Source organism: Phascolarctobacterium succinatutens, from assembly GCF_023497905.1.
Lineage (GTDB): Bacteria > Bacillota > Negativicutes > Acidaminococcales > Acidaminococcaceae > Phascolarctobacterium_A > Phascolarctobacterium_A succinatutens.
Genome location: NZ_CP097284.1, coordinates 1,314,150 through 1,334,266, shown reverse-complemented (window position 1 = coordinate 1,334,266; position 20,117 = coordinate 1,314,150). Strand labels below are relative to the sequence as shown.

The 20,117-nt window shown below is 44.6% G+C and carries 13 protein-coding genes, 3 tRNA genes and 1 pseudogene; 12 read left to right on the top strand and 5 right to left on the bottom strand.

Annotated features, from left to right (window positions below; translation table 11 throughout):
• The first annotated feature begins 239 nt into the window (after positions 1-239).
• The 5 genes from M5E81_RS06315 (at position 240) to M5E81_RS06295 (ending at position 7,915) form a co-directional block, all read left to right on the top strand.
• A complete protein-coding gene (locus M5E81_RS06315) occupies positions 240-2,498 on the top strand; it encodes a TonB-dependent receptor plug domain-containing protein (RefSeq protein WP_249747050.1) in 2,259 nt (752 codons plus the stop codon).
• Positions 2,499-2,728: 230 nt separating this feature from the next.
• Entirely contained in the window at positions 2,729-3,376 is a 648-nt protein-coding gene (locus M5E81_RS06310; RefSeq protein WP_249747049.1) for an Rpn family recombination-promoting nuclease/putative transposase, read from the top strand.
• A 379-nt stretch (positions 3,377-3,755) separates the two neighbouring features.
• On the top strand, positions 3,756-5,786 hold the full coding sequence (locus M5E81_RS06305; protein WP_249747048.1) for a TonB-dependent receptor plug domain-containing protein: 2,031 nt from the start codon (positions 3,756-3,758) through the stop codon (positions 5,784-5,786).
• A 70-nt stretch (positions 5,787-5,856) separates the two neighbouring features.
• Entirely contained in the window at positions 5,857-6,408 is a 552-nt protein-coding gene (locus M5E81_RS06300) for a hypothetical protein (protein WP_210684351.1), read from the top strand.
• A 319-nt stretch (positions 6,409-6,727) separates the two neighbouring features.
• Positions 6,728-7,915, top strand: coding sequence for an ATP-binding protein (locus M5E81_RS06295; protein ID WP_249747047.1), 1,188 nt, complete (start codon positions 6,728-6,730; stop codon positions 7,913-7,915).
• A gap of 809 nt (positions 7,916-8,724) precedes the next feature.
• Here the strand turns inward: M5E81_RS06295 and M5E81_RS06290 are convergent.
• Positions 8,725-9,924, bottom strand: a complete 1,200-nt coding sequence (locus tag M5E81_RS06290; protein ID WP_249747046.1) for an IS256 family transposase — start codon at positions 9,922-9,924, stop codon at positions 8,725-8,727.
• Positions 9,925-10,073: 149 nt separating this feature from the next.
• On the opposite strand from M5E81_RS06290, the gene trpE reads away from it, so the two are divergent.
• Both trpE and M5E81_RS06280 read left to right on the top strand, forming a co-directional pair.
• A complete protein-coding gene (gene trpE / locus M5E81_RS06285; RefSeq protein WP_419720858.1) occupies positions 10,074-11,453 on the top strand; it encodes an anthranilate synthase component I in 1,380 nt (459 codons plus the stop codon).
• Positions 11,454-11,456: 3 nt separating this feature from the next.
• Complete coding sequence (locus tag M5E81_RS06280) at positions 11,457-12,023, top strand: anthranilate synthase component II (protein WP_009146234.1); 567 nt, start codon at positions 11,457-11,459, stop codon at positions 12,021-12,023.
• Positions 12,024-12,118: 95 nt separating this feature from the next.
• Here the strand turns inward: M5E81_RS06280 and M5E81_RS06275 are convergent.
• From M5E81_RS06275 to nadE, 4 genes are all read right to left on the bottom strand, one after another.
• A tRNA-Arg gene (locus tag M5E81_RS06275) sits at positions 12,119-12,195 on the bottom strand.
• Between the two features lie 9 nt (positions 12,196-12,204).
• Positions 12,205-12,278: transfer RNA gene (locus M5E81_RS06270), tRNA-Gly, on the bottom strand.
• A gap of 1 nt (position 12,279) precedes the next feature.
• Positions 12,280-12,356 (bottom strand) — tRNA-Pro (locus tag M5E81_RS06265).
• Between the two features lie 120 nt (positions 12,357-12,476).
• On the bottom strand, positions 12,477-14,369 hold the full coding sequence (gene nadE, locus M5E81_RS06260) for an NAD(+) synthase (RefSeq protein ID WP_249747044.1): 1,893 nt from the start codon (positions 14,367-14,369) through the stop codon (positions 12,477-12,479).
• Between the two features lie 97 nt (positions 14,370-14,466).
• Here nadE and ybaK point away from each other — a divergent pair, with 97 nt between their 5' ends.
• From ybaK to larC, 5 genes and pseudogenes are all read left to right on the top strand, one after another.
• Positions 14,467-14,952, top strand: coding sequence for a Cys-tRNA(Pro) deacylase (gene ybaK / locus M5E81_RS06255; protein ID WP_009146142.1), 486 nt, complete (start codon positions 14,467-14,469; stop codon positions 14,950-14,952).
• Positions 14,953-15,108: 156 nt separating this feature from the next.
• The gene (thrC, locus tag M5E81_RS06250; protein ID WP_249747043.1) at positions 15,109-16,599 is read left to right on the top strand and encodes a threonine synthase; all 1,491 of its coding nucleotides are present in this window, start codon (positions 15,109-15,111) and stop codon (positions 16,597-16,599) included.
• Positions 16,600-16,734: 135 nt separating this feature from the next.
• A complete protein-coding gene (gene larB / locus M5E81_RS06245) occupies positions 16,735-17,478 on the top strand; it encodes a nickel pincer cofactor biosynthesis protein LarB (RefSeq protein WP_009146140.1) in 744 nt (247 codons plus the stop codon).
• 301 nt (positions 17,479-17,779) lie between these two features.
• A complete protein-coding gene (larE, locus tag M5E81_RS06240) occupies positions 17,780-18,613 on the top strand; it encodes an ATP-dependent sacrificial sulfur transferase LarE (RefSeq protein ID WP_009146139.1) in 834 nt (277 codons plus the stop codon).
• Between the two features lie 70 nt (positions 18,614-18,683).
• Positions 18,684-20,089 (top strand): annotated as a pseudogene (gene larC, locus M5E81_RS06235) (nickel pincer cofactor biosynthesis protein LarC).
• The last annotated feature ends 28 nt before the right edge of the window (positions 20,090-20,117 follow it).

Below are 20,117 nucleotides of genomic sequence, written 5' to 3'. Positions count from 1 at the left end.
ACTATAGACATACAAAAAGAGAGATTCCTAAAGCGAAATATAACTTTACAAAGAAGCTTTCTATATAGTATCAGAAGAGTAACTTGCGCCTTTGCTGATTATAAAAGCAAGGGCGCTTTTTTATAGCTATATTGCCGTATAGCTTACAATTTTGCTTGATGCGCTTAGTAGCCTGTGGCCATGCAAGACTGGACGGGGGAAGAGTGGTCAAAATATATTTTTTAGGAGTATGAGTAAACATGAAGAGTAATTTTTCCAAGGGTTTATTGATGACGGCCCTCATTACCGGTAGTGTAATATGGGGGGATACAAACGTATTTGCCGAAGAGCTGCAGGAGTATTCGCTGGACCAGATGGTTGTAACGGCGACGAGAACGGAGAAAAAAATTATTGATGTTCCCGCAAGTGTTGAGGTTGTTACTGCAAAGGATATTGAGAAATCTGGTGCAACATATATTGATGATGCTTTGAAGAAGGTTACAGGTATTGCCGTATCTAGAACTGGTGGCTTAGCAAACTCTAAACCCGTTGTTACTATGCGTGGTGTAAAATCTGGCAGTGACGTCCTTGTATTAGTGGATGGACAACCTATGGTAAATGCTTATAGCGGTACTGTAAACTGGAATGACATTCCTGTTGAAAGCATTGAAAAAATTGAGGTTGTAAAAGGTCCTGGTTCTGCAATTTATGGTAGTAACGCTATGGCTGGTGTAATTAATATTACGACTAAGGATAGCGAAAAAATGCATGCTAAGACTTCCTTAACTTACGGTACTAACCATACATGGATTAAGAAAGTAAATGTTGGCGATAAGGTTGGTAAGTTTGGTTACGATTTGTACTATCAGGGAACCGATAGCCATACCTACAGCGATATGACATCTGCTAGTGTTAGCAAACGTAAAGAAGCTAATGAACCTGAAGGAGGTACTTTAAATAAATTTCCGTTGAGTCCGACTACTACAGGTGGTAAACAAGCTATAATCGGTAAAAAGGGTAATAAAATTTGGGATGAAGATAATTATAAAGGGAAATTTACTTATAAATTTGATGATTCGAAGACTTTAAGCTTAGGCTATATGAAAACTAAGAATGAATATACTTACGATTACCGCTCTCACGAAAGATGGATTGACAATGGAACTTACAATCTAACTGGTTCTACTGCGAAGAAGAGTGAATACTTTTCTGTTTCAGATAAGAGCTTTGATGCAGCTCCTGGTGGTGTAGATGAAAGAATTTACACCATAGGTTATGCTGATAAAGATGCAGGTTTGCATGTAAATGCAGGTTTGACTGATAACAGAAGTTGGAATGGCGGTGTATATTCTGGCGGTACATCTAAAACTGACTTATCTAAATATAATAGCAAACGTTATACTATGGGTGTGACGAAAGAAGTGCAACTTAGCAATAACGATCATGCTGTTTTTGGTCTTCAATATCAGCATGATAAAATGGATAAGGTAAAACTTAAGAGTAGCGATTTCAAAACTATTAGTCAAGCTGGTGAAGGAAAAACCGATATGTATGGTATTTTCTTCCAAGATGAGCATAAATTTAATGATAAAGTATCGTTGATTGGTGCGCTTAGGTATGACCATTGGACTGTTAAAGATGGTCACGTTTATGATGTTAATGGCATGGATGATAAACCGGATTCTAGAAGTGATTCTGCATTAAGTCCTAAATTGGCATTAAACTATAAGTTTGATGATACTCAAAGTGCATACGTTTCATGGGGAAGAGCTTTTTCTGCTCCTTCTTTGTATGATATGTTTTCTGGTACTGTTAATGGTAAAATTGCTGGTTCAGTTCAAAGTAGCAAAACGGTAGTCATTCCTAATCCTGGTTTGAAACCACAAATTATTACAACAACTGAAGCTGGTTATAAAAAAAGTATTAGTGATAAAACTAGCATACAAATGGCGGTGTTCCATAATAAAATTAAGAACATCATCTATCAAGGCGATACAGGTAGAAAACAGTATTTGGAAGATGATGATCATCTGTTTGATAGCAATGGTAGTATGTATGCGGAAAAGCAACTTACTTCTAATGGAGAAGGTAAGACGATTGGATTTGAAATTGGTTTAACGCATCAATTTGATGATAAGCTTTCTGCTTATGTGAATGCAACTATTCAAAATCCGCAAATTACAAAGGGTGCAAGTGCAAAGGAAAATGATAAGATTGTACGCACGACTCCGAAACGTTTGTTAAATATTGGTGTTGATTATGTTGACAATAAATTTAGCGCTGAATTAGCTGGTAATTACTATAGTAAAAAATACGGTAAAGCAGATAATAGCGATACTATTACCGATGTACCTGGTGCTTATGATCCTGTTTTCCTCATGAGTTTTACGTCTAAATACAACTTTGACAAACATCATGGTCTGGAATTCAGTGTATTCAACCTGTTAGACAGAGAATATTATAACTATTCCTTAGGCCAAGGTCGTAACTTCCTGTTGACTTATTCTTATACTTTCTAATTTAATCAAATAGCTGAGGCGGCGCGCTTGCGCCGCCTTTTAATATACCATCAAAATAAAAGCGAATTTTCAGAAAAAATTGCTTAACTATTGTAACCTTCTCTGCTAATATAATAAGCACAAAGACTAGTCAGAAAAATCAGAAGAAAGGCTATAGAAAATAAATGGTAAAAGTAAAGCAAGATTTATTGAATTCCATTAAAGAATTTACTCTTATGGATGACCCGTTTATGACCAAGGTTTTTGAAGATGATATAGAGCGTACACAATTAATATTGCGGATTATCTTAGAAAATGATACAATCAAAGTAAAGAAAGCATTAACACAAAAACGTCTGAAAAATCTTCAGGGAAGGGATTTACAGCTTGATATCTTAGCTGAAAAAGCTGATGGCACCAAGTTTAACGTCGAAGTACAGAATGAAAGCAGTGGTGCCATCCCTCAAAGAGCACGCTATCATATGAGCCTGTTGGATGCGAAAAGCTTGCCGAAAGGGGAGTATTTTGACAAAATCCCTGAGAACTATGTTATTTTCATTACAAGGGAAGATGTTCTTAAAGGACTGTTGCCGATTTATCGTATTCATAGAATGATAGATGAGAATGGTAGCAGCTTTGCAGATGGCTCGCATATTATCTACGTTAATGCCAAAATTCATAATGACACTCCGTTAGGAATGCTGATGCATGACTTTTGCTGCAAGAATCCTGATGATATGCATTATAAAAAGCTTGCTGAAAAAATTAGATACTTTAAAGAAGAGAAGGAGGGCTTGGATAAAATGGGCGATGTAATGGAAAAGCTTATAGCAAAGCGTGAAAAAGAAGCTTTGGAAAAAATGGCGAAAAAATATGAAGCTAAAGTTGCTAAAGCGTAAAAGGAAGCGCGCATCAGTTTAGCTAAAGAGATGCTAGCCGATAATGAATGCATAGATAAGGTTGTTAAGTACTCTAAGCTTTCGGTGAAGGAAGTACGTGCGCTGGCTGCTAAAATGAGTGCCTAGGGATACAAACTGATAAAAACAGCGATCACCGCTATGATTGAAGACGAATCTGGCGGTGATTTTTACTTGCAAAAATTTTCATGAAAATCTTGTCTATAAAGTAGCTATATACTTTAAAATAAGATATAATGTTATCTAGATGAGTTGATATACAAATATTTTTTGCCGATTGTAAGGCTTGCTGCATATGACCATGAAAGACTGGGTATGCAAGGGCTTTTCAATAAATATTTTTGATAGGAGTATGAGAAAAATGAAGATGAAAAAAGGCTTATTGATGACGGCGTTGATTACCGGTACCTTGATGAGCAGTGCAGCTGCTTTTGCCGAAGAACTGCAGGAGTACACGCTTGATCCGATGGTTATTACTGCACAGAGAATGGAGTCTAAAGATTTAAAAACTCCGGCTGCTGTAGAAGTAGTTACCAAAGAAAAAATTGAAAACAGTGGTGCTGGTTCCGCTTATGATGTATTGCAAAACGCTTTGGGCATTATGTCAAGTGCACAAGGTCCTAATGGTGCAGCAATGGGTTCTATGACCAGTAAAATTATTATTCGTGGCGTAGATAAAGGTACTCTCGTTATGGTTGACGGTGTTCCAATGAACCAGGACGGAAAATACAACTTGGAAGATATTCCGTCTGATATGATTGAAAAAATAGAGATAGTTCGTGGCGGCGGTTCCGTATTATACGGCTCTGAGGCTACTGGTGGCGTTGTTAATATTATCACTAAAAATACTTTGAGAAACAGCGTTAAAGTTTCTGCCGGCAATTATGGCCGTGAGCGTTATGCAGTATCTGTAGGTGCAGACAGATTTAATGCAACCGCTTCATTAGAGAATCGTGGTAAGATATCCAATATGACAACTACCATTAAAAATACTGCTATGGGCAAGACTTCCTACCGCCATTATGATTATGTAAATGGCGAAAGTAAGGGTATCTTATGGAATTATAATATTAATGACAATATTAAGTTCACACATAATTATGTAGAAAATAATAATGTGATGGATGTAATCGATAATAAATATCTTAAGAGCCCTTATCAAAGAAAAGAATACGATGACCATAATAACACCTTTGCTTTAGCTATAGATGATAAGCATGGCTTTACTTCCAATATTTCTTATGGTACTCAGGAAAGAAATTATGACCAGACTACATGGAAGAGCAATGGTGCAATCAGCAGTGCTATAAAATATAGCTGGCGCAAGGGTCACAATACCAATATCAACGTGCAGAAGGTTTTTGATGTCAACGCAAAAGATAAATTTTTGGTAGGTGCATCCTTCAAACGCGAGGATTTGGATGTTTACAACTCTGCTAGCAAGAAAATGGGCAATACTCCTGCTAAACCGGAACGTACCGGCACATATAATCGCGATATCTACTCTCTCTATGCATCTTATGACTGGCAGATGACTGACAATGACAAGCTGATTGTTAACCTGCGCGAAACCTTTGTAAGAAATGCTAAAGGTGATAACACTGACCTGAGTACAGGCATTACTACTAAAACTGTACAGATGAATCAGAGTAAATTCACTCCGGAAATTCAGTATATCCGTGATTTGACTGACAACAGCTCCTTCTATGCTAAAGCCGGCAAATCCTACAGATTACCGGAGCTGACCAAAATCTTCGGTGGCAGTGTTATTTTACCGTCTGTGGATTTGAAGCCGGAGCATGGCGTGCATTACGAAATGGGTTATAAGCTTAACGAAGCAAACCGCTCCTGGAGATTGGCAATCTTTAATTACGATATTAAAGATGCTATTGAAAGCATTAGCGGTAGTGCGCAAGCAGGTAATTTGATCTACAGCAATACTGACGTTAAAAATACTGGCGTAGAGCTGTCTTTGAATGTTAAGCATAATGATAACCTGGATTCCTTCTGGGGCGTTACCTATAGCAATCCGAAGCAAAAATCCTTCAAAACCGATAACAGTGCAGGTGGCGAATGGATTAAATATAATAATCAGTTCCAGTTCAACATGGGCGTAAATTATCATGCAGACAAGTTTGCAAGTGCTTTGAGCGCTAACTATATTGGTATGAGAACAGATGGCACATCTGCTGTTCATGACAGAATGAAACCTGCCCTGTATACTGATTTGCACTTCTCCTATGCTCCTGAGAAAAATCAGAAAGCATTCCTCCATATCAATAACTTGTTAGACAGAAAAGATTACACTACCTCTAAAGGTCCTGATGAAACTACCTATGGCTACTATACCACTGGTATTAACTTCATGGTTGGCTACGAATATAGCTTCTAACACTTAACCATTACGGCGGTGCGTTTGCGCCACCACTTTTTGACTTGCTGACTTACCTCGGAGGTGTAAAATGAAAAAAATAACGCTTTTGATCTGCCTGATGCTCTGCGGTCTGTTTGTTGTTGGCGGAGCAACTGCCAGCGCCGCAGGCAAGAAGCCTATGGATAAGGAAAAGGCAGTGAACGGTCTGCATGACAGCTTTCTCTTTGACAAGGAAGAGCTTGGCGAGCTTTTTGACAGCGGCATCAGCTACATGGAGCTGAAAAAGCTCTGCCTGCATGCCTACGCAGCGAAAAAGCCAGTGAAGGAGGTTGCGCAGCTGCGCGACAAATACGTCTGGACGCGTGTTGATTACCTTTTGGGGCTGACGCCGGAAAAGCTGGCGCGTGCCGAGCATGAGTACAAGGTTGACCGCATCCACCGCCTGTTCGGCCTGGATAAAAAGCTGGTGGACAAATACATGCGCATGGGGTATGCTTCGCATCAGGTGAAGCGTGCTATGTTTTTGGCGCGTCACTGTGACAAGAGCGTGGAAGAGCTGCTGGCGATGAAAACACGTCAGCAAAAATGGGGCGACATCTGCGAACAGCTGGGACTGCCGCGTGATGCATGCATGAAATAGTAAAATTAACCTGAAACCTTGGGGCGGTGCGAGTGCGCCGCCTTTTTTGATGATGTATAAAATCAGTTGCGCAAATTCAATTTAAAAAGGCAGACATAGAGACTACCTTTTGACATGTGAAAGAAAAAAAGAAGCCAAAATTTTTCACCTGTAGAAGGAAAAGTGCTTAAGAATCAGAAGTTTTTCGTTTATAGAAGAAAAACTTCTGATATTTGATGAGTTTTTCTCATGGAGAAGAAAAAGTTGCGTGGCATTATGCTTTCTGTTATGATATAAAGGACAAAGAAATATAGTGGTAGTTCGAGAGAGGAGGATTTGTATGATTGTACGTCAGACATATTTGGAAAAACTAAAATTGATGCGAGATAAAAAGATTATCAAGGTTATTACAGGTGTGCGTCGTTCCGGTAAGTCGACACTGCTGGAAATGTATAGAGATTTTTTAGTAAGCAGCGGTGTGCATCCTTCATGCTGTCAATATATAAATTTTGAAGATTTGCGTTGGGAAAGTCTTAAGGATTATCATGCTTTATATAATCATATCCTGGAAAACTTATCCCCTAATGAAAAAAATTACATATTCTTAGATGAAATACAAATTGTTCCAGAGTTTCAAAAGGCTATCAACAGTTTGTTCTTACGTGATGATGTAGATATTTATATTACTGGTTCTAATGCATATTTGCTTTCTGGTGAATTATCTACATTGTTGTCTGGAAGGTATATTGAACTGAGCATACTACCGTTGTCGTTTAAGGAGTATTGGGAATTAGTCGGTGGAGATAAAAAGACGGCGTTTAATAAATATTATCTTAATGGTGGCTTTCCTTATGCTGCAACTATTGATAACAAAGAAGTTCGCTTGGAATACTTTAGAGGTATATTCAACACTGTTTTACTTAAGGATATTGTTGAACGCAAGAGGATTTCAGACGTAAAGCTCTTAGAAGATGTAATACGATTTTTATTTGATAATATAGGAAATATAGTTTCAACTAAAAAAATAGCTGATACCTTGAATAGTAATGGCAGAAGGACTACATCAGGGACTATTGATAACTATATTCGAGCACTAAAAGATGCTTTTATTTTGTATGAAGCAAATCGCTATGATATCAAAAGCAAAGAGTTTTTGAAATCACTGGAGAAATATTATATCGTTGATATAGGCTTGCGTAACCTTTTATTGGGTGAACGCACTCGCAATATCGGACATACTCTTGAAAATATTGTTTATCTGGAGCTTTTGCGAAGAGGATATCAGGTTAGCATAGGCAAATTAGATCTGCTCGAAGTAGACTTCATTGCTCAAAAAGAGGATAAGCGCATTTATTATCAAGTATCTGCATCGGTTTTGGATGAAAAAACATATGAGCGTGAATTTGCTCCACTTAAAAAGATTAATGACAGCTATCCGAAGTATGTGCTTACTCTTGATGAATTCCCTATGGGTGAGGATGGGATTGAGCAAAAGAATATCATAGATTTTCTTTTGGAAGAAAATTGAGTCAAGTAGTTATATTGCTTCCTACATCTAAAAGTTTTTCGCCTGCAGAAGAAACAATGCTTAAAAATCAGAAGTTTTTCGTTTAGAAAAGAAAAATTTTGAGTTTTTAGTGAGTTTTTCTCATACAGAAGAAAACTTGCGTAATATATACATTGCTTGCTGTTGCGCAGTTATTTTGAAACTGTAACCTGCTTTACATTATTTACTGCAAAATAATCGGAAGTACGCAAAGTGTAATATTTTCTTGACTCTATCAATGTAGAGTGTTACACTAGGCACAACTTCAAAAAGACCACAAACCGTTGAGACGGAGATCAAGTCAGCAGATGCGCTTACAGAGAGTTCGGGCAGGTGGAAGCCGGATAGAGATGCAGGCTGATAAATGGACCGTTGAGGGTGCTGTCAAATCGTTTAGGCGAGAGTATTCGGCAACGTTGCACCGGCGTTAAGGGTGAGGAATGTGTCAGCATTCTGCGAGAGAGCGCCGATGTACGGCGAAGCAAGGTGGTACCGCAGGTATAAGTATTTATAGCCTGTCCTTGATATTGCTCAAAGTGAGCAGTACGAGGACAGGCTTTTTTGTTGACACGGGTGAAAATAAGCAGATGAGGTGACAAAATGTTAAATTTATCTTTGGAGCAGGTCATGCAGTATGCAAAGGACTACAGGTACTGTCAATAGTTTTGCGCAAATTTCTTCAGACATCCTAGCAGAAGTTTAGTTATATAAGTTTAACGGTTAGTGCACTTCACCGTTAAATATCAACTAGCTTCTGCTTTAGATACCTTTGCTTATTAAGTTAGCTGTTTTTAAGATATTTTTGCTTCACAATACAGTTCTTCGGCAAGCATATCTGTTAGATGTTTCATGTTCAAGTAACGTTTTTTGCCCCAATCATTGCTGGCTATATAACGCAATCTTGCACATACAAGCATCAATGCTGATTCACCATCAGGAAACGTGCCAATCACTCTTGTGCGACGCTTTATTTCTCTGTTTACACGTTCAATAACGTTATTGGTACGTATACGTAGCCAATGCTCTGACGGAAAATCCATATAGGTCAAGGTTTCCTCTAAACCATTTTCTAGTTTGTCTGCAGCCTTGTTAAGTTTCATCTCACGTAATCTGGAAATTACTGATTTTGCCTTTTCTTTAGCTGCTGCTTTATTCTCCTGAGCATGAATTGCTTTGAGCATCTTGGCAACTTCCTTGACAGTTTTACGTGGTACTACAGAGAATATATTACGGTACATATGCACCGTGCAGCGTTGGTATCTGGCATTTGGAAACACTTCACCTATGCTTTCTACCATGCCTAAATTTTTATCGCCAATTATAAGTTTTACGCCATCTAAGCCACGGCTTTTCAGCCATACAAAGAAATTTTTCCAGCTTTCAGTATCTTCTTTGAGGCCCTCGGCTGTACCTATAACTTCTCTGTATCCGTCTTCTGTGACGCCAATAGCAACTAATACAGAGGCGTTTTCAAAGGAACCTCCCCAACATCTTTTTAGAAAAATACCGTCTACAAAGACATAGGGGTACTTTTCTGTAAGCTTCCTGGAGCGCCATTCTTCAATTTGAGAAAAGCATTTTTGATTCAGATTGCTAATGGTTCCGGCTGAAACCTTCTGTCCCCAGAGAATCTCTGTAATACTTTCAACACGACGCATAGAAACGCCGGCAAGATACATTTCTACCAAGGCTTCTTCTACGGAGCATTCACGTCTTTGGTAGCGCTGAATAATAGCAGACTCAAAAGTAAGACCTTTTAATTTAGGCACTTTTAAAGTAACGTCACCAGCTTGAGTAGAGAATGATCTTTCGTAATGACCGGCGCGATAACCTTTTCTTGTTTGCTCACGTGCGTAGCGTTCAGCTTGTACAAGTTTGTCAGCTTCTGCATCCAAAAGAGCATTGAGAGTTTCTTCTACACTATTTTTTACAATAGTTTTCAATTCGTTGTGGATAAATTGCTCGTTTAATTGTATAATGTTACCAGACATAGATTCTACCTTCTTTCATGTTTTGTGTGGTAACTTAATTGTAAGCAAAGGTAGTCTCTATGTCTATCTTTTTGAATTGAATTTGCGCAACTTATTATACGTTATCGGACTACAAGGCTGTGCCGGTAGCGAAGGAATGCCTGGCGGATATGCTGACGCCGCTGGCATTTTTGGACAATGTAAGACGCAGCAGCCGCAACTACTTCCTTTTGGAAAGTATTGAGGGCGGTGAGCACTGGGCGCGCTATTCCTTTGTAGGCTATGATCCTGTGCTGCGTTTGAAAATAACCGATGGTAATGCGGAAATCATCAGCGGTGCTGCCGTAAAGTATCAGGAAAATGATCCTCTTGGCTGTATCCGTCATATTCTGGAAGAGTACAAGGCACCGCTGATTGAAGGCCTGCCTAATTTTACCGGCGGTCTTGTAGGCACCTTTGGCTTTGATTTTATGCGCTACTGCGAGCCGGATATGCGGGTGAATAAAGAGAGCAAGGCGGAATTTGCCGATGTTGATTTAATGCTGTTTGATAAGCTGATTGCCTTTGACCATCTCAAGCAGAAGATTTTCCTGATTGTGAATGTCAAAACGGATAATGCTGCCATCAATTACGCTAAAGCAGAGCGTGAAATTGCGGCGATGGAGGAAATGCTGCTGCAGCCTGTGCAGCCGAAGAAGCCTGTAAAGGCTAAGCTGGGCGAGTTCACCAGTAACCAGAGCCGTGAGCAGTATAATAAAAGTGTGCTTCGCTGCAAGGAATATATTAAAAACGGCGATGCCTTTCAGATTGTTTACGCGCAAAAATTCAGCGCAACCTATGACCAAAGCCTTTTCAGTGCTTACCGCTATTTGAGAACGACGAACCCTTCGCAGTACATGGTATTTTTGCATAATGACGATATGGAAATTGCCGGCGGCTCACCGGAAACGTTGGTGAAGGTGGTAGGCAAAAAGGTCATCAGCATGCCGATTGCGGGCACACGCCGCCGCGGACGGACGAGCGAGGAGGACTTGGCTTTGGAGCAGGAGCTTTTGGCAGACGCTAAGGAAATCGCCGAGCATAATATGCTGGTAGATTTGGGGCGCAACGATGTGGGCCGTGTCTGTGACTTTGGCAGCGTCAAGGTGAGCGATTACAAGGCAATTAAACGCTTTTCACATGTTATGCATATCACGAGCAAGGTTACAGGCCAGCTGAGCGCTGATAAGGATGCACTGGATGCGCTGCGGGCGGTGTTCCCGGCAGGCACGTTGAGCGGAGCGCCGAAAATTCGCGCCTGCGAGATTATCGACGAGCTGGAGCCGGAGCACCGCGGTATTTACGGCGGTGGCATGGGGTATCTTGATTTTGGCGGCAACATGGATATCTGTATTACCATCCGCACTATGGTTAAGAAGAATGACAGAGTTTATATTCAGGCCGGCGGCGGTATCGTTGCGGATTCCGTGTTGGACAATGAATTTCAGGAAACCGTGAATAAGGCAGGCGCCTGCATGGCAGCGCTGTGCATGACGGCAGAGGAGGAGTAAGGAATGATTTTGATTATAGATAACTACGACAGCTTTACTTTTAATCTGTATCAGCTGATTGGCGAAATCAATTCTGATATCAAGGTTGTGCGCAATGATAAGCTGACGATTGAGGATATCAGAGCTATGCAGCCGGATCATATTATTATTTCGCCCGGTCCGGGTAATCCAAAGCAGGCGGGTATTTGTCTGGATGTTATCCGCCAGCTTGCCGGTGAGTTCCCGATTTTGGGCGTCTGCCTGGGGCATCAGGCGATTGGTGAGGCTTTTGGCGGTAACGTTGTGCATGCGCCGGAGATTGTGCATGGTAAGGCAGATAAGGTGTATCTGGAGGCGGCAAGCCCCATTTTTAAGGATATGCCTGATGGCTTTGAGGCAGCGCGCTATCATTCGCTGATTGTGGAGCCGGAAAGCTTGCCGGAATGCCTGGAGGTTACGGCGAAAACAGCGAAGAATGAAATCATGGCGCTGCAGCATAAAACTCTGCCGGTGTATGGCGTGCAGTTCCATCCGGAGTCGATTATGACGCCGCAGGGACGGACGATTTTGAAAAACTTTTTGAGCCTGTAAAGCAAAACGCAGAATGTACTGAGAAGATGAGTACATTCTGCGTTGTTTACACACAAAAATACCCCGCAACCTGCATGGTTGCGGGGTTTCTTTCATGGTGATCCAGGAGGGATTCGAACCCCCGACCCACGGCTTAGAAGGCCGTTGCTCTATCCAACTGAGCTACTGAACCATATTAACTTGGAGCGGGCGATGGGAATCGAACCCACAACATCAGCTTGGAAGGCTGAGGTTTTACCACTAAACTACACCCGCATGGTCGGAGTGGCAGGATTCGAACCTGCGACACCCTGCTCCCAAGGCAGGTGCGCTACCAAACTGCGCTACACCCCGAATACAAAAGGTATTATACTATTTAATTAAACAGATGTCAAGAGAAAATATATACTTTGTTAATCATGAAGCAGAAGAAAAATATTTGAAATCATATTTTCCTTTTGCCTTACAGATTGCTTATTTCAGCAGTTCTTCCTTAAGCTCGTAATATTCGCGTGAGAAATAGGGTGTAAGCTGTACTTCACGATGGTCATAGCCAAAGGCGCGTTTGGTGAGCGACAAAACCGGTGGTGCCTGAATGCGTTTGGCAACAGCAAAGCCGGCGAACAGCTTCCACCAGCGCTCCAAATCGGCAATCAGCGCAGCGGCATCGGGGCAGGCTTCGTTAATCGCTTCCTGCGTACAGCCAAGCTCTGAGGCCAGCGTGCCGGCTTTGTACCAGCGCAGGATGTCTGCCGGCGTTGTTTTGTGCCAGTTTTCGATAAAGGCACGCAGCAGGTAATCGTGATAACCATACACCAGCGGGTCGCCGCCGTTGCCTACTGTCTGTGCATCCGAAAGCTCGGCGCTGGGACGGATATTGAAGATAGCTTCGGGGATTACTTCGCGTTTGTAAATCACTTCGTTCAGATAATGGCCAAGGGCATATACCTGATGCTTCCAAAGGTCACCAATCATGGCCATGGCGCCGCAGATGTCGCCGTAGAAGGTGGCGTAGCCGATAGCAAGCTCTGCTTTGTTGGAGTTGCAGCTGAAGGCGCCGCCGAAGGCTGCTGAAGCAGCAGCGATGACGCGTGCGCCGCGGTCGCGGGCCTGAATATTTTCTTTTATGAGTCCGCTGAGCTGCAGGTTGAAGCTGCTGCCGTCTGCCAGATTGGTGATAGGCGTTTCTTCTAATTGCTTGACTGTCAGCTCATAGCTTTCGCTGATTGGCATTACGGCATAGTTTGCTCCCAATGCCTGCGCCAGCTGCTGCGCGCTGTTGCGTGTGGCAGCAGAGTTGAAGCGTGAAGGCAAATTGAGCAGCAGCACGTTCTCCGGTCCCAAAATATCCGCATACATGACAGCGGTTACGGCGCTGTCGATGCCGCCGGAAAGGCCGACGGTCATGCGTTTGATACCGCATTGCTGCAGGAATTTGGCGGTGCCGTAGCGTAGAGCGCGGTATACGGATTCCGGCTCCTGCGGCAGCTCTGCCGGCGGACAGGTGGGAATGATGCGGTTCACTTTTGTATCCCAGGTGAATTCTAAAAAGGTATCGGCATACATGGGTGCAGAGGTAACCAGACTGCCGTCGCCGTTGTAGGCGGAAGTACAGCCGTCGTAGGTGAAGATGTTCTTGCCGTTGTTCTGGATGCCGACATTGTTGCAGTAGATGAGCGGAATGCCTGCGGTGCGTGCCTGCGCACTGAAAAGGCGGTTGCGCTTACGGTTTTTGCCCAGCGTATAGGGGGAGCAGGAAAGGTTGCACAAGAGCTGTGCTCCGTTGGCTGCCAACGTTTGCGGTACGTTAAGGTGATAGTTTTCCGTCCAGCCGTCCTCGCACAGCATGACGCCGATGCGCAGGCTGGTGCCTCGGATGACGATTTCCAAAGGCTGCAGTGCTTCGCTGACGCTTGCACCTTCTTCGGCGCAGAGTTTCTGCAGGCTGTAAAAATGACGGCAGTCATCAAATTCGCGGTAGTTGGGCAGCGATGTCTTGATGAAGAAGCTGCGTCCCTGATAACCGCCGAGCAGCTTACCGTTTTGGCAGGCAAAGGCGGCGTTGTATTTGCGCACGCGTCCGTCCTCGTTGAGCTTGCCTGATTCGGTGGCAACGCTACCGAAGATAACGCAGATATTTTCGGTGGCAGCGACGATCTTTTCGGCATAATAGGCGCAGTCATCCAAAAATGTCTGCTGCTCCCAAATGTCGCCGATAAGATAACCCGGCAGTGCCATTTCGGGCAGAAGCAGGATATCGGCCTCAAGGCTGCGTGCTTTTTCAATAGCGTCAATGATTTTCTTATAGTTTACATCAGGACGGCCGGGAGTAATTTCCAGCTGTCCGCAGATAATTTTCAGCTTCAATTTATTGTCCTCACAATTTTATTTGCATTTTACATTACTATAGTGCTATTATAACAGAGATGAAGTAATTTCTCTAGCTTAGAGGGGGTTTTTCCTTATGAAACATAACAAAAAAACTAATGCAGCCCGCCGTTTGGACGAGCTGAAGATAGAATACCGTATTATGGAATATCCGGTGGACGAGGAGCATCTGGATGCTGTGCATGTTGCCGCAGAGGTTGGCATGCCTGCATCACAGGTATTCAAAACACTGGTAGTACGCGGTGACAAGAACGGCATTATGTTTGCCGTAATTCCCGGTGATAGCGAGCTTGATTTAAAGGCGTTGGCCAGAGCCAGCGGCAATAAGCGTGCCGAGCTGGTACATCTGAAGGAGGTATTGCCGCTGACAGGCTATATTCGCGGCGGCTGTTCACCATTGGGCGCTAAAAAGAACTACCCTGTATATATGGATGAGACAAGCAATAACTGGCCGGAGATTGCAATCAGCGCCGGTCAGCGCGGTATGCAGATTATTGCAGCGCCTGCTGATTTGCAGCGTGCTACGGCTGCAACGGTGGCACCGCTGATTTTTGCAGAGTAACTCTTGTTCCTTCCTATAAAATATGCTATTATAATCTTGATAACCTATTTGCACAATTGTGTTTGAAAGAAATACGACTGTGCTGGCCTGAAGGCGTATTATTAACGCTGACGGCAGTATGACGTCAAAATTCAAAGAAGAAAGTAGGTTGAATATATGTTATATGTTAGTACAAGAGGGAAAACTGATTTGTTTTCCGCTGCACACGCGATAACCCGTGGCTTGGCAGCGGATGGAGGATTGTTTGTACCGCAGAATATTCCTGCGATGCGTATGGTTGATATAAAGGCGATGGAGCGCAAGCCTTATACGGAGCGTGCTGTTGACGTTCTGCTGCAGTATCTTACTGATTTCAGCGAGGACGAGCTGCGCGAATGTGTAAATGCTGCCTACGCGCCAGAAAAATTCGGTGATAATCCTGTGCCTTTGGTACAGGTAAATGATAACACCGGTGTGCTGGAGCTGTGGCATGGCCCGACGTCTGCTTTTAAGGATATGGCACTGCAGCTTTTGCCGCATCTTTTGACACGTTCGATGCAAAAGACCGGTGAAACGAATAAGGTTGTTATTCTGGTTGCTACCTCCGGTGATACCGGCAAGGCTGCTTTGGAGGGCTTTGCTGATGTTCCTGGAACGCAGATTATTGTTTTCTACCCCAGCGAGGGTGTGAGTGATATCCAGAAGCAGCAGATGATTACCCAGGCAGGCAAAAATGTTAAGGTTTTCGGTATTGAGGGTAACTTTGATGATGCTCAGCGCGGCGTGAAGGAAATCTTCGGTAATACTGCGCTCAGTGATGAGCTGGAGAAAAAGGGATATACCTTCTCTTCTGCCAATTCTATTAACTGGGGCCGTCTGGTGCCGCAGATTGTTTACTACTTCAGCGCTTATGTAGATGCTGTGAAGGCAGGCAAGATTGCTGCCGGTGACCCGATTAATTTTGTTGTTCCGACCGGCAACTTCGGTGATATTCTGGCAGGCTATTATGCTAAGCTGATGGGCTTGCCGATTGACAGACTGCTGTGTGCATCCAACAGTAATAACGTGCTGACTGATTTTATAAATACCGGTGTTTATGACAGACGCCGTGAGTTCTTTAAAACTGCATCTCCTTCTATGGATATTCTTGTTTCCAGCAATCTGGAGCGTCTGCTTTACAGTGTGACTGAGCATGATGCTGCACGCGTAGCGGATTATATGAAGCGTTTGAATACCGAAGGTCATTATGAGATTGACAGCGATGATCTGAAGCAGATTCAAAGCCAGTTCTTCGGGGCCTGGGTTGATGAGCTGGAAACAAAGGAGGCTATCGGACGTATTTATAATGATTACCATTATCTGATGGATACGCATACTGCTGTTGCCTGGCGTGCGATGGAAAAATATCGTTTCCTGACCAGTGATGAAACATATACCGTGGTGCTGTCTACCGCAAGTCCGTATAAGTTTGCCGACAGTGTTTTGGCTGCGCTTGATGATGCTCAGCCGCAGAGCAGCAATCCTTTTGAGCTGCTGCAAAAGCTGCATGCCGATACCGGTACGGAGATTCCGCCGCGTATGTTGGCGTTGGAGAATCTGCCGGTGCTGCATTCCGAGGTTATTCCTGCGGACAAGATGGAGCTGGCGGTTGTGAAGAACTTGGTGTAATTGTGGCTTGAAGTGAAGAATACTTGCGTTGCGGGTATGTTTTCGCTATAATAAACCCGAAATTTAATATTTATATATGCAAGACTTAGTCTGCCGGGCGGCGGACTAAGTCTTTGTCATAAAAGGAGGTATAAAGTGGACTCCAGGAGTGTACTTGAACAGGTGCGCAGCGGCAAGCTGTCGGTGGCTGAGGCGGAGCGCTATTTTAATCGCAAGGCGTACGAGAATTTAAATTATGCGCGTCTTGATACTTCGCGTGAGCAGCGCACGGGCTTTGCGGAGGTGGTTTACTGCAGCGGTAAGCCTGATGCGTATTTGGCGGATATTTATAAGCGTCTTTTGGCGGAGCAGGGTGAGGTGTTCGGCACGCGGGCAACGCCGGAGCAGTATGAGCTGGTGCGGCGGCAGCTGCCTGATATTGTTTATGATCCGGTGGCGCGGACGCTGAAGCAGGAGCGCCCGGATAAGGTGCGGAGCGGTTGCGTTGTTGTGTGTACTGCGGGTACTGCCGATATTCCCGTTGCGGAGGAGGCGGCGCAGACGGCTGAATTTTTCGGGGCGCATGTGGAGCGTCTTTACGATGTTGGCGTGAGCGGGATTCACCGTCTTTTGGATAAGGTTGATTTGCTGCAGCAAGCAAATTGTGTAGTGACGGCTGCAGGCATGGAGGGCGCGCTGGCGAGTGTTATCGGTGGCCTTGTGCGTAATCCGGTGATTGCGGTGCCGACTTCTGTCGGATACGGTGCGAGCTTTCATGGGCTGAGTGCGCTGCTGACGATGATTAATTCCTGCGCTAACTGTGTTTCAGTTGTGAATATTGATAATGGATATGGCGCGGGGATTATTGCGACGCAGATTAACAGGTTGGCGTGCAAGTGAGATCCAACCCTTCCGTCTGCTCGCAAAGCTCGCCTCCACCTCCCCTTTCAGGGGAGATATAAACTTTTATATGCTCCCTGCAAGGGAGCTGGCATCGCCGCAGGCGATGACTGAGGGTTGTGCTTGGCAATATATTAATTGCTTGTCCAACCTTTCTTGCCTGCCCCTTGCACTCTTCGAGTATAACACGACCAGCATTTTTCATTGCATGAAAAATGTGTCTTAGTATAGGGAAGATGCCGAGCTAAGCGAGGCGGAAGGGGGCTAGCTATGCGTTTAATTTTTATGAGGGAGAACTATTATGCCTATAAATAAAGATTTAGAAATACAGGCGGAAGCCAAGTTTGCCGTGCTGCAGCAGGAGCTGCGGCGCTTGGGCAGTGTGCTGGTTGCGTTCAGCGGCGGCGTTGATTCGACGTTTTTGCTGCAGGCGGCGCATTTGACGTTGGGAGATAAGGCACTTGCTGTGACGGCACGTTCCGGTGTTGTGCCGCAGCGTGATATAGCGGAGGCAGAGGAGTTCTGTCGGAAGCAGGGAATCTGTCATCTTTACTTTGATTTTGATGAGCTGCAGGTGCCGGGGTTTGCCGAAAATCCGCCGGACCGCTGCTATATCTGCAAAAAAACGCTGTTCAGTAATTTCTTGCGCATTGCACAGGAAAACGGTGCTGTGCTTTGCGAAGGCTCGAATATGGATGATTTGGGTGATTACCGCCCCGGTCTGAGGGCTTTGGCTGAGCTGAAAGTGCAGAGCCCTCTGCGCACTGCAGAGCTGACGAAGGAAGAAATCCGCCTGCTGTCGCATAAGCTGCAGCTGCCGACTTGGGATAAGCCGTCATTTGCTTGTCTTGCTTCGCGCTTTGTTTACGGTGAGCGTATTACAGCGGAGAAGCTGGCGGCGGTGGATAAGGCGGAGCAGCTTTTGTGGGAGCTGGGCTTTAAGCAGTTCCGTGTGCGTGTGCATGGCAGTTTGGCGCGCGTTGAGCTGTTGCCCGAGCAGCTGGAGCTGGCAGTGGCGGAGCCGATGCGCAGTACGATTTACAAAGGATTGAAGGCTGCAGGCTTTGCTTATGTGGCACTTGATTTGCAAGGCTATCGTACAGGCAGCATGAATGAAACTTTAAAGCAGGATTAATTTGTACTTATAGCGAATTTTAGCATTAGCCTGCTACAAGTATGCAGGCTTCAGATTAGGAGGAAGATTTATGAAAAGCTTATATTTGGAATGTAATGCCGGCATCAGCGGCGATATGCTGGTAGCAGCACTTTTGGACCTGGGCGCGGACAAAGAGGCACTGGATAAGGCTCTGCAGAGTATTCCTGCAAAGGGCTTTGAATATAAAATCAGCAGAGTGTCTAAAGCAGGCGTTAACTGCTGTGATTTTGATGTTATTCTGGACGAGGAGCATGCTAACCATGACCATGATATGGCCTTTTTGCATGGCAACGACGATGCTGTAGTGCATAGCCATGAGCATGAGCATCATCATGACCACGAGCATGAGCACGAACACGAACATCATCATGACCATGACCATGAGCACGAGCATGAACATCATCATGACCACGACCATGAACATGAGCACAGCCATGTGCCGCATGAGCATCATCATCACCATGAGCACCGCGGTCTGCAGGAGGTTATTGCGATTATTGATGCTACGGATATGAGTGCTGCAGCCAAGGAATTGGCGCTGAAGATTTTTGATATTATTGCGGATGCTGAGGCAAAGGCGCATGCAGTGGAGAAGAATGCAGTGCATTTCCACGAGGTTGGTGCGATTGATTCTATCGTTGATATTGTGGCGATTGCTGTGTGTGCCGACAGTCTTGGTGTTGAAAACGTAATTGTACCTGAGCTTTGCGAGGGCCGCGGCACTGTGCGCTGCCAGCATGGCGTGCTGCCGGTGCCTGTTCCGGCAACAGCTAATATTATGCAGCGCTTTGGATTTAATGTACACTTGCTGCCGGTGCAGGGCGAGTTCGTTACACCGACCGGTGCTGCTGCCGCTGCTGCGCTGATGACTACGGACGAGTTGCCGCAGAGCTTTAAGATTCTGGGCATCGGTCTGGGAGCAGGCAAGCGTCAGTATGAGCGTCCCAGCATTTTGCGTGCGCTGCTGATTGAGGATAATGCACAAAAAAAAACTCTGTAAACAGTAACGCTTTGCAGACAGATTGCATCTGCCAATTGCAGTCTGATATTGATGACTGCAGCGGCGAGCTTTTGGGCTACACGCTGGAGCGCCTGCTGGCGGCAGGAGCGCTGGATGCTCATTATCAGCCGGTGTTCATGAAGAAGAGCCGTCCGGCGTGGGAGCTTACTGTTATCTGCCGCGAGGAGGACAGAGCGAAGCTGGAAGCGCTGATTTTTGCGGAAACGACAACCATCGGTATCCGTCGTGCGCGCATGGAACGCACTGTGCTGCCGCGTAGCAGGTATGTGGTGCACACTGCTTACGGTGATGTGGCGGTGAAGCGCTGCCTGCTGGAGAACGGCGAACGCTGTTATGTGGAATATGACAGTGCTGCCAAACTGGCACAGGAGCAGGGAGTGCCGCTGCAGGATATCTATCTGGCGGCGCAGTTGGCGCAAAAAAACATAAATTAGCCACAAAAGTGTGGTATAATATCTCCAT

Coding starts and splice junctions, on each gene's coding strand:
- M5E81_RS06315 (WP_249747050.1), top strand. CDS start 240: ATGAAGAGTAATTTTTCCAAGGGTTTATTGATGACGGCCCTCATTACC.
- M5E81_RS06310 (WP_249747049.1), top strand. CDS start 2,729: ATGACCAAGGTTTTTGAAGATGATATAGAGCGTACACAATTAATATTG.
- M5E81_RS06305 (WP_249747048.1), top strand. CDS start 3,756: ATGAAGATGAAAAAAGGCTTATTGATGACGGCGTTGATTACCGGTACC.
- M5E81_RS06300 (WP_210684351.1), top strand. CDS start 5,857: ATGAAAAAAATAACGCTTTTGATCTGCCTGATGCTCTGCGGTCTGTTT.
- M5E81_RS06295 (WP_249747047.1), top strand. CDS start 6,728: ATGATTGTACGTCAGACATATTTGGAAAAACTAAAATTGATGCGAGAT.
- M5E81_RS06290 (WP_249747046.1), bottom strand. CDS start 9,924: ATGTCTGGTAACATTATACAATTAAACGAGCAATTTATCCACAACGAA.
- trpE (WP_419720858.1), top strand. CDS start 10,074: ATGCTGACGCCGCTGGCATTTTTGGACAATGTAAGACGCAGCAGCCGC.
- M5E81_RS06280 (WP_009146234.1), top strand. CDS start 11,457: ATGATTTTGATTATAGATAACTACGACAGCTTTACTTTTAATCTGTAT.
- ybaK (WP_009146142.1), top strand. CDS start 14,467: ATGAAACATAACAAAAAAACTAATGCAGCCCGCCGTTTGGACGAGCTG.
- thrC (WP_249747043.1), top strand. CDS start 15,109: ATGTTATATGTTAGTACAAGAGGGAAAACTGATTTGTTTTCCGCTGCA.
- larE (WP_009146139.1), top strand. CDS start 17,780: ATGCCTATAAATAAAGATTTAGAAATACAGGCGGAAGCCAAGTTTGCC.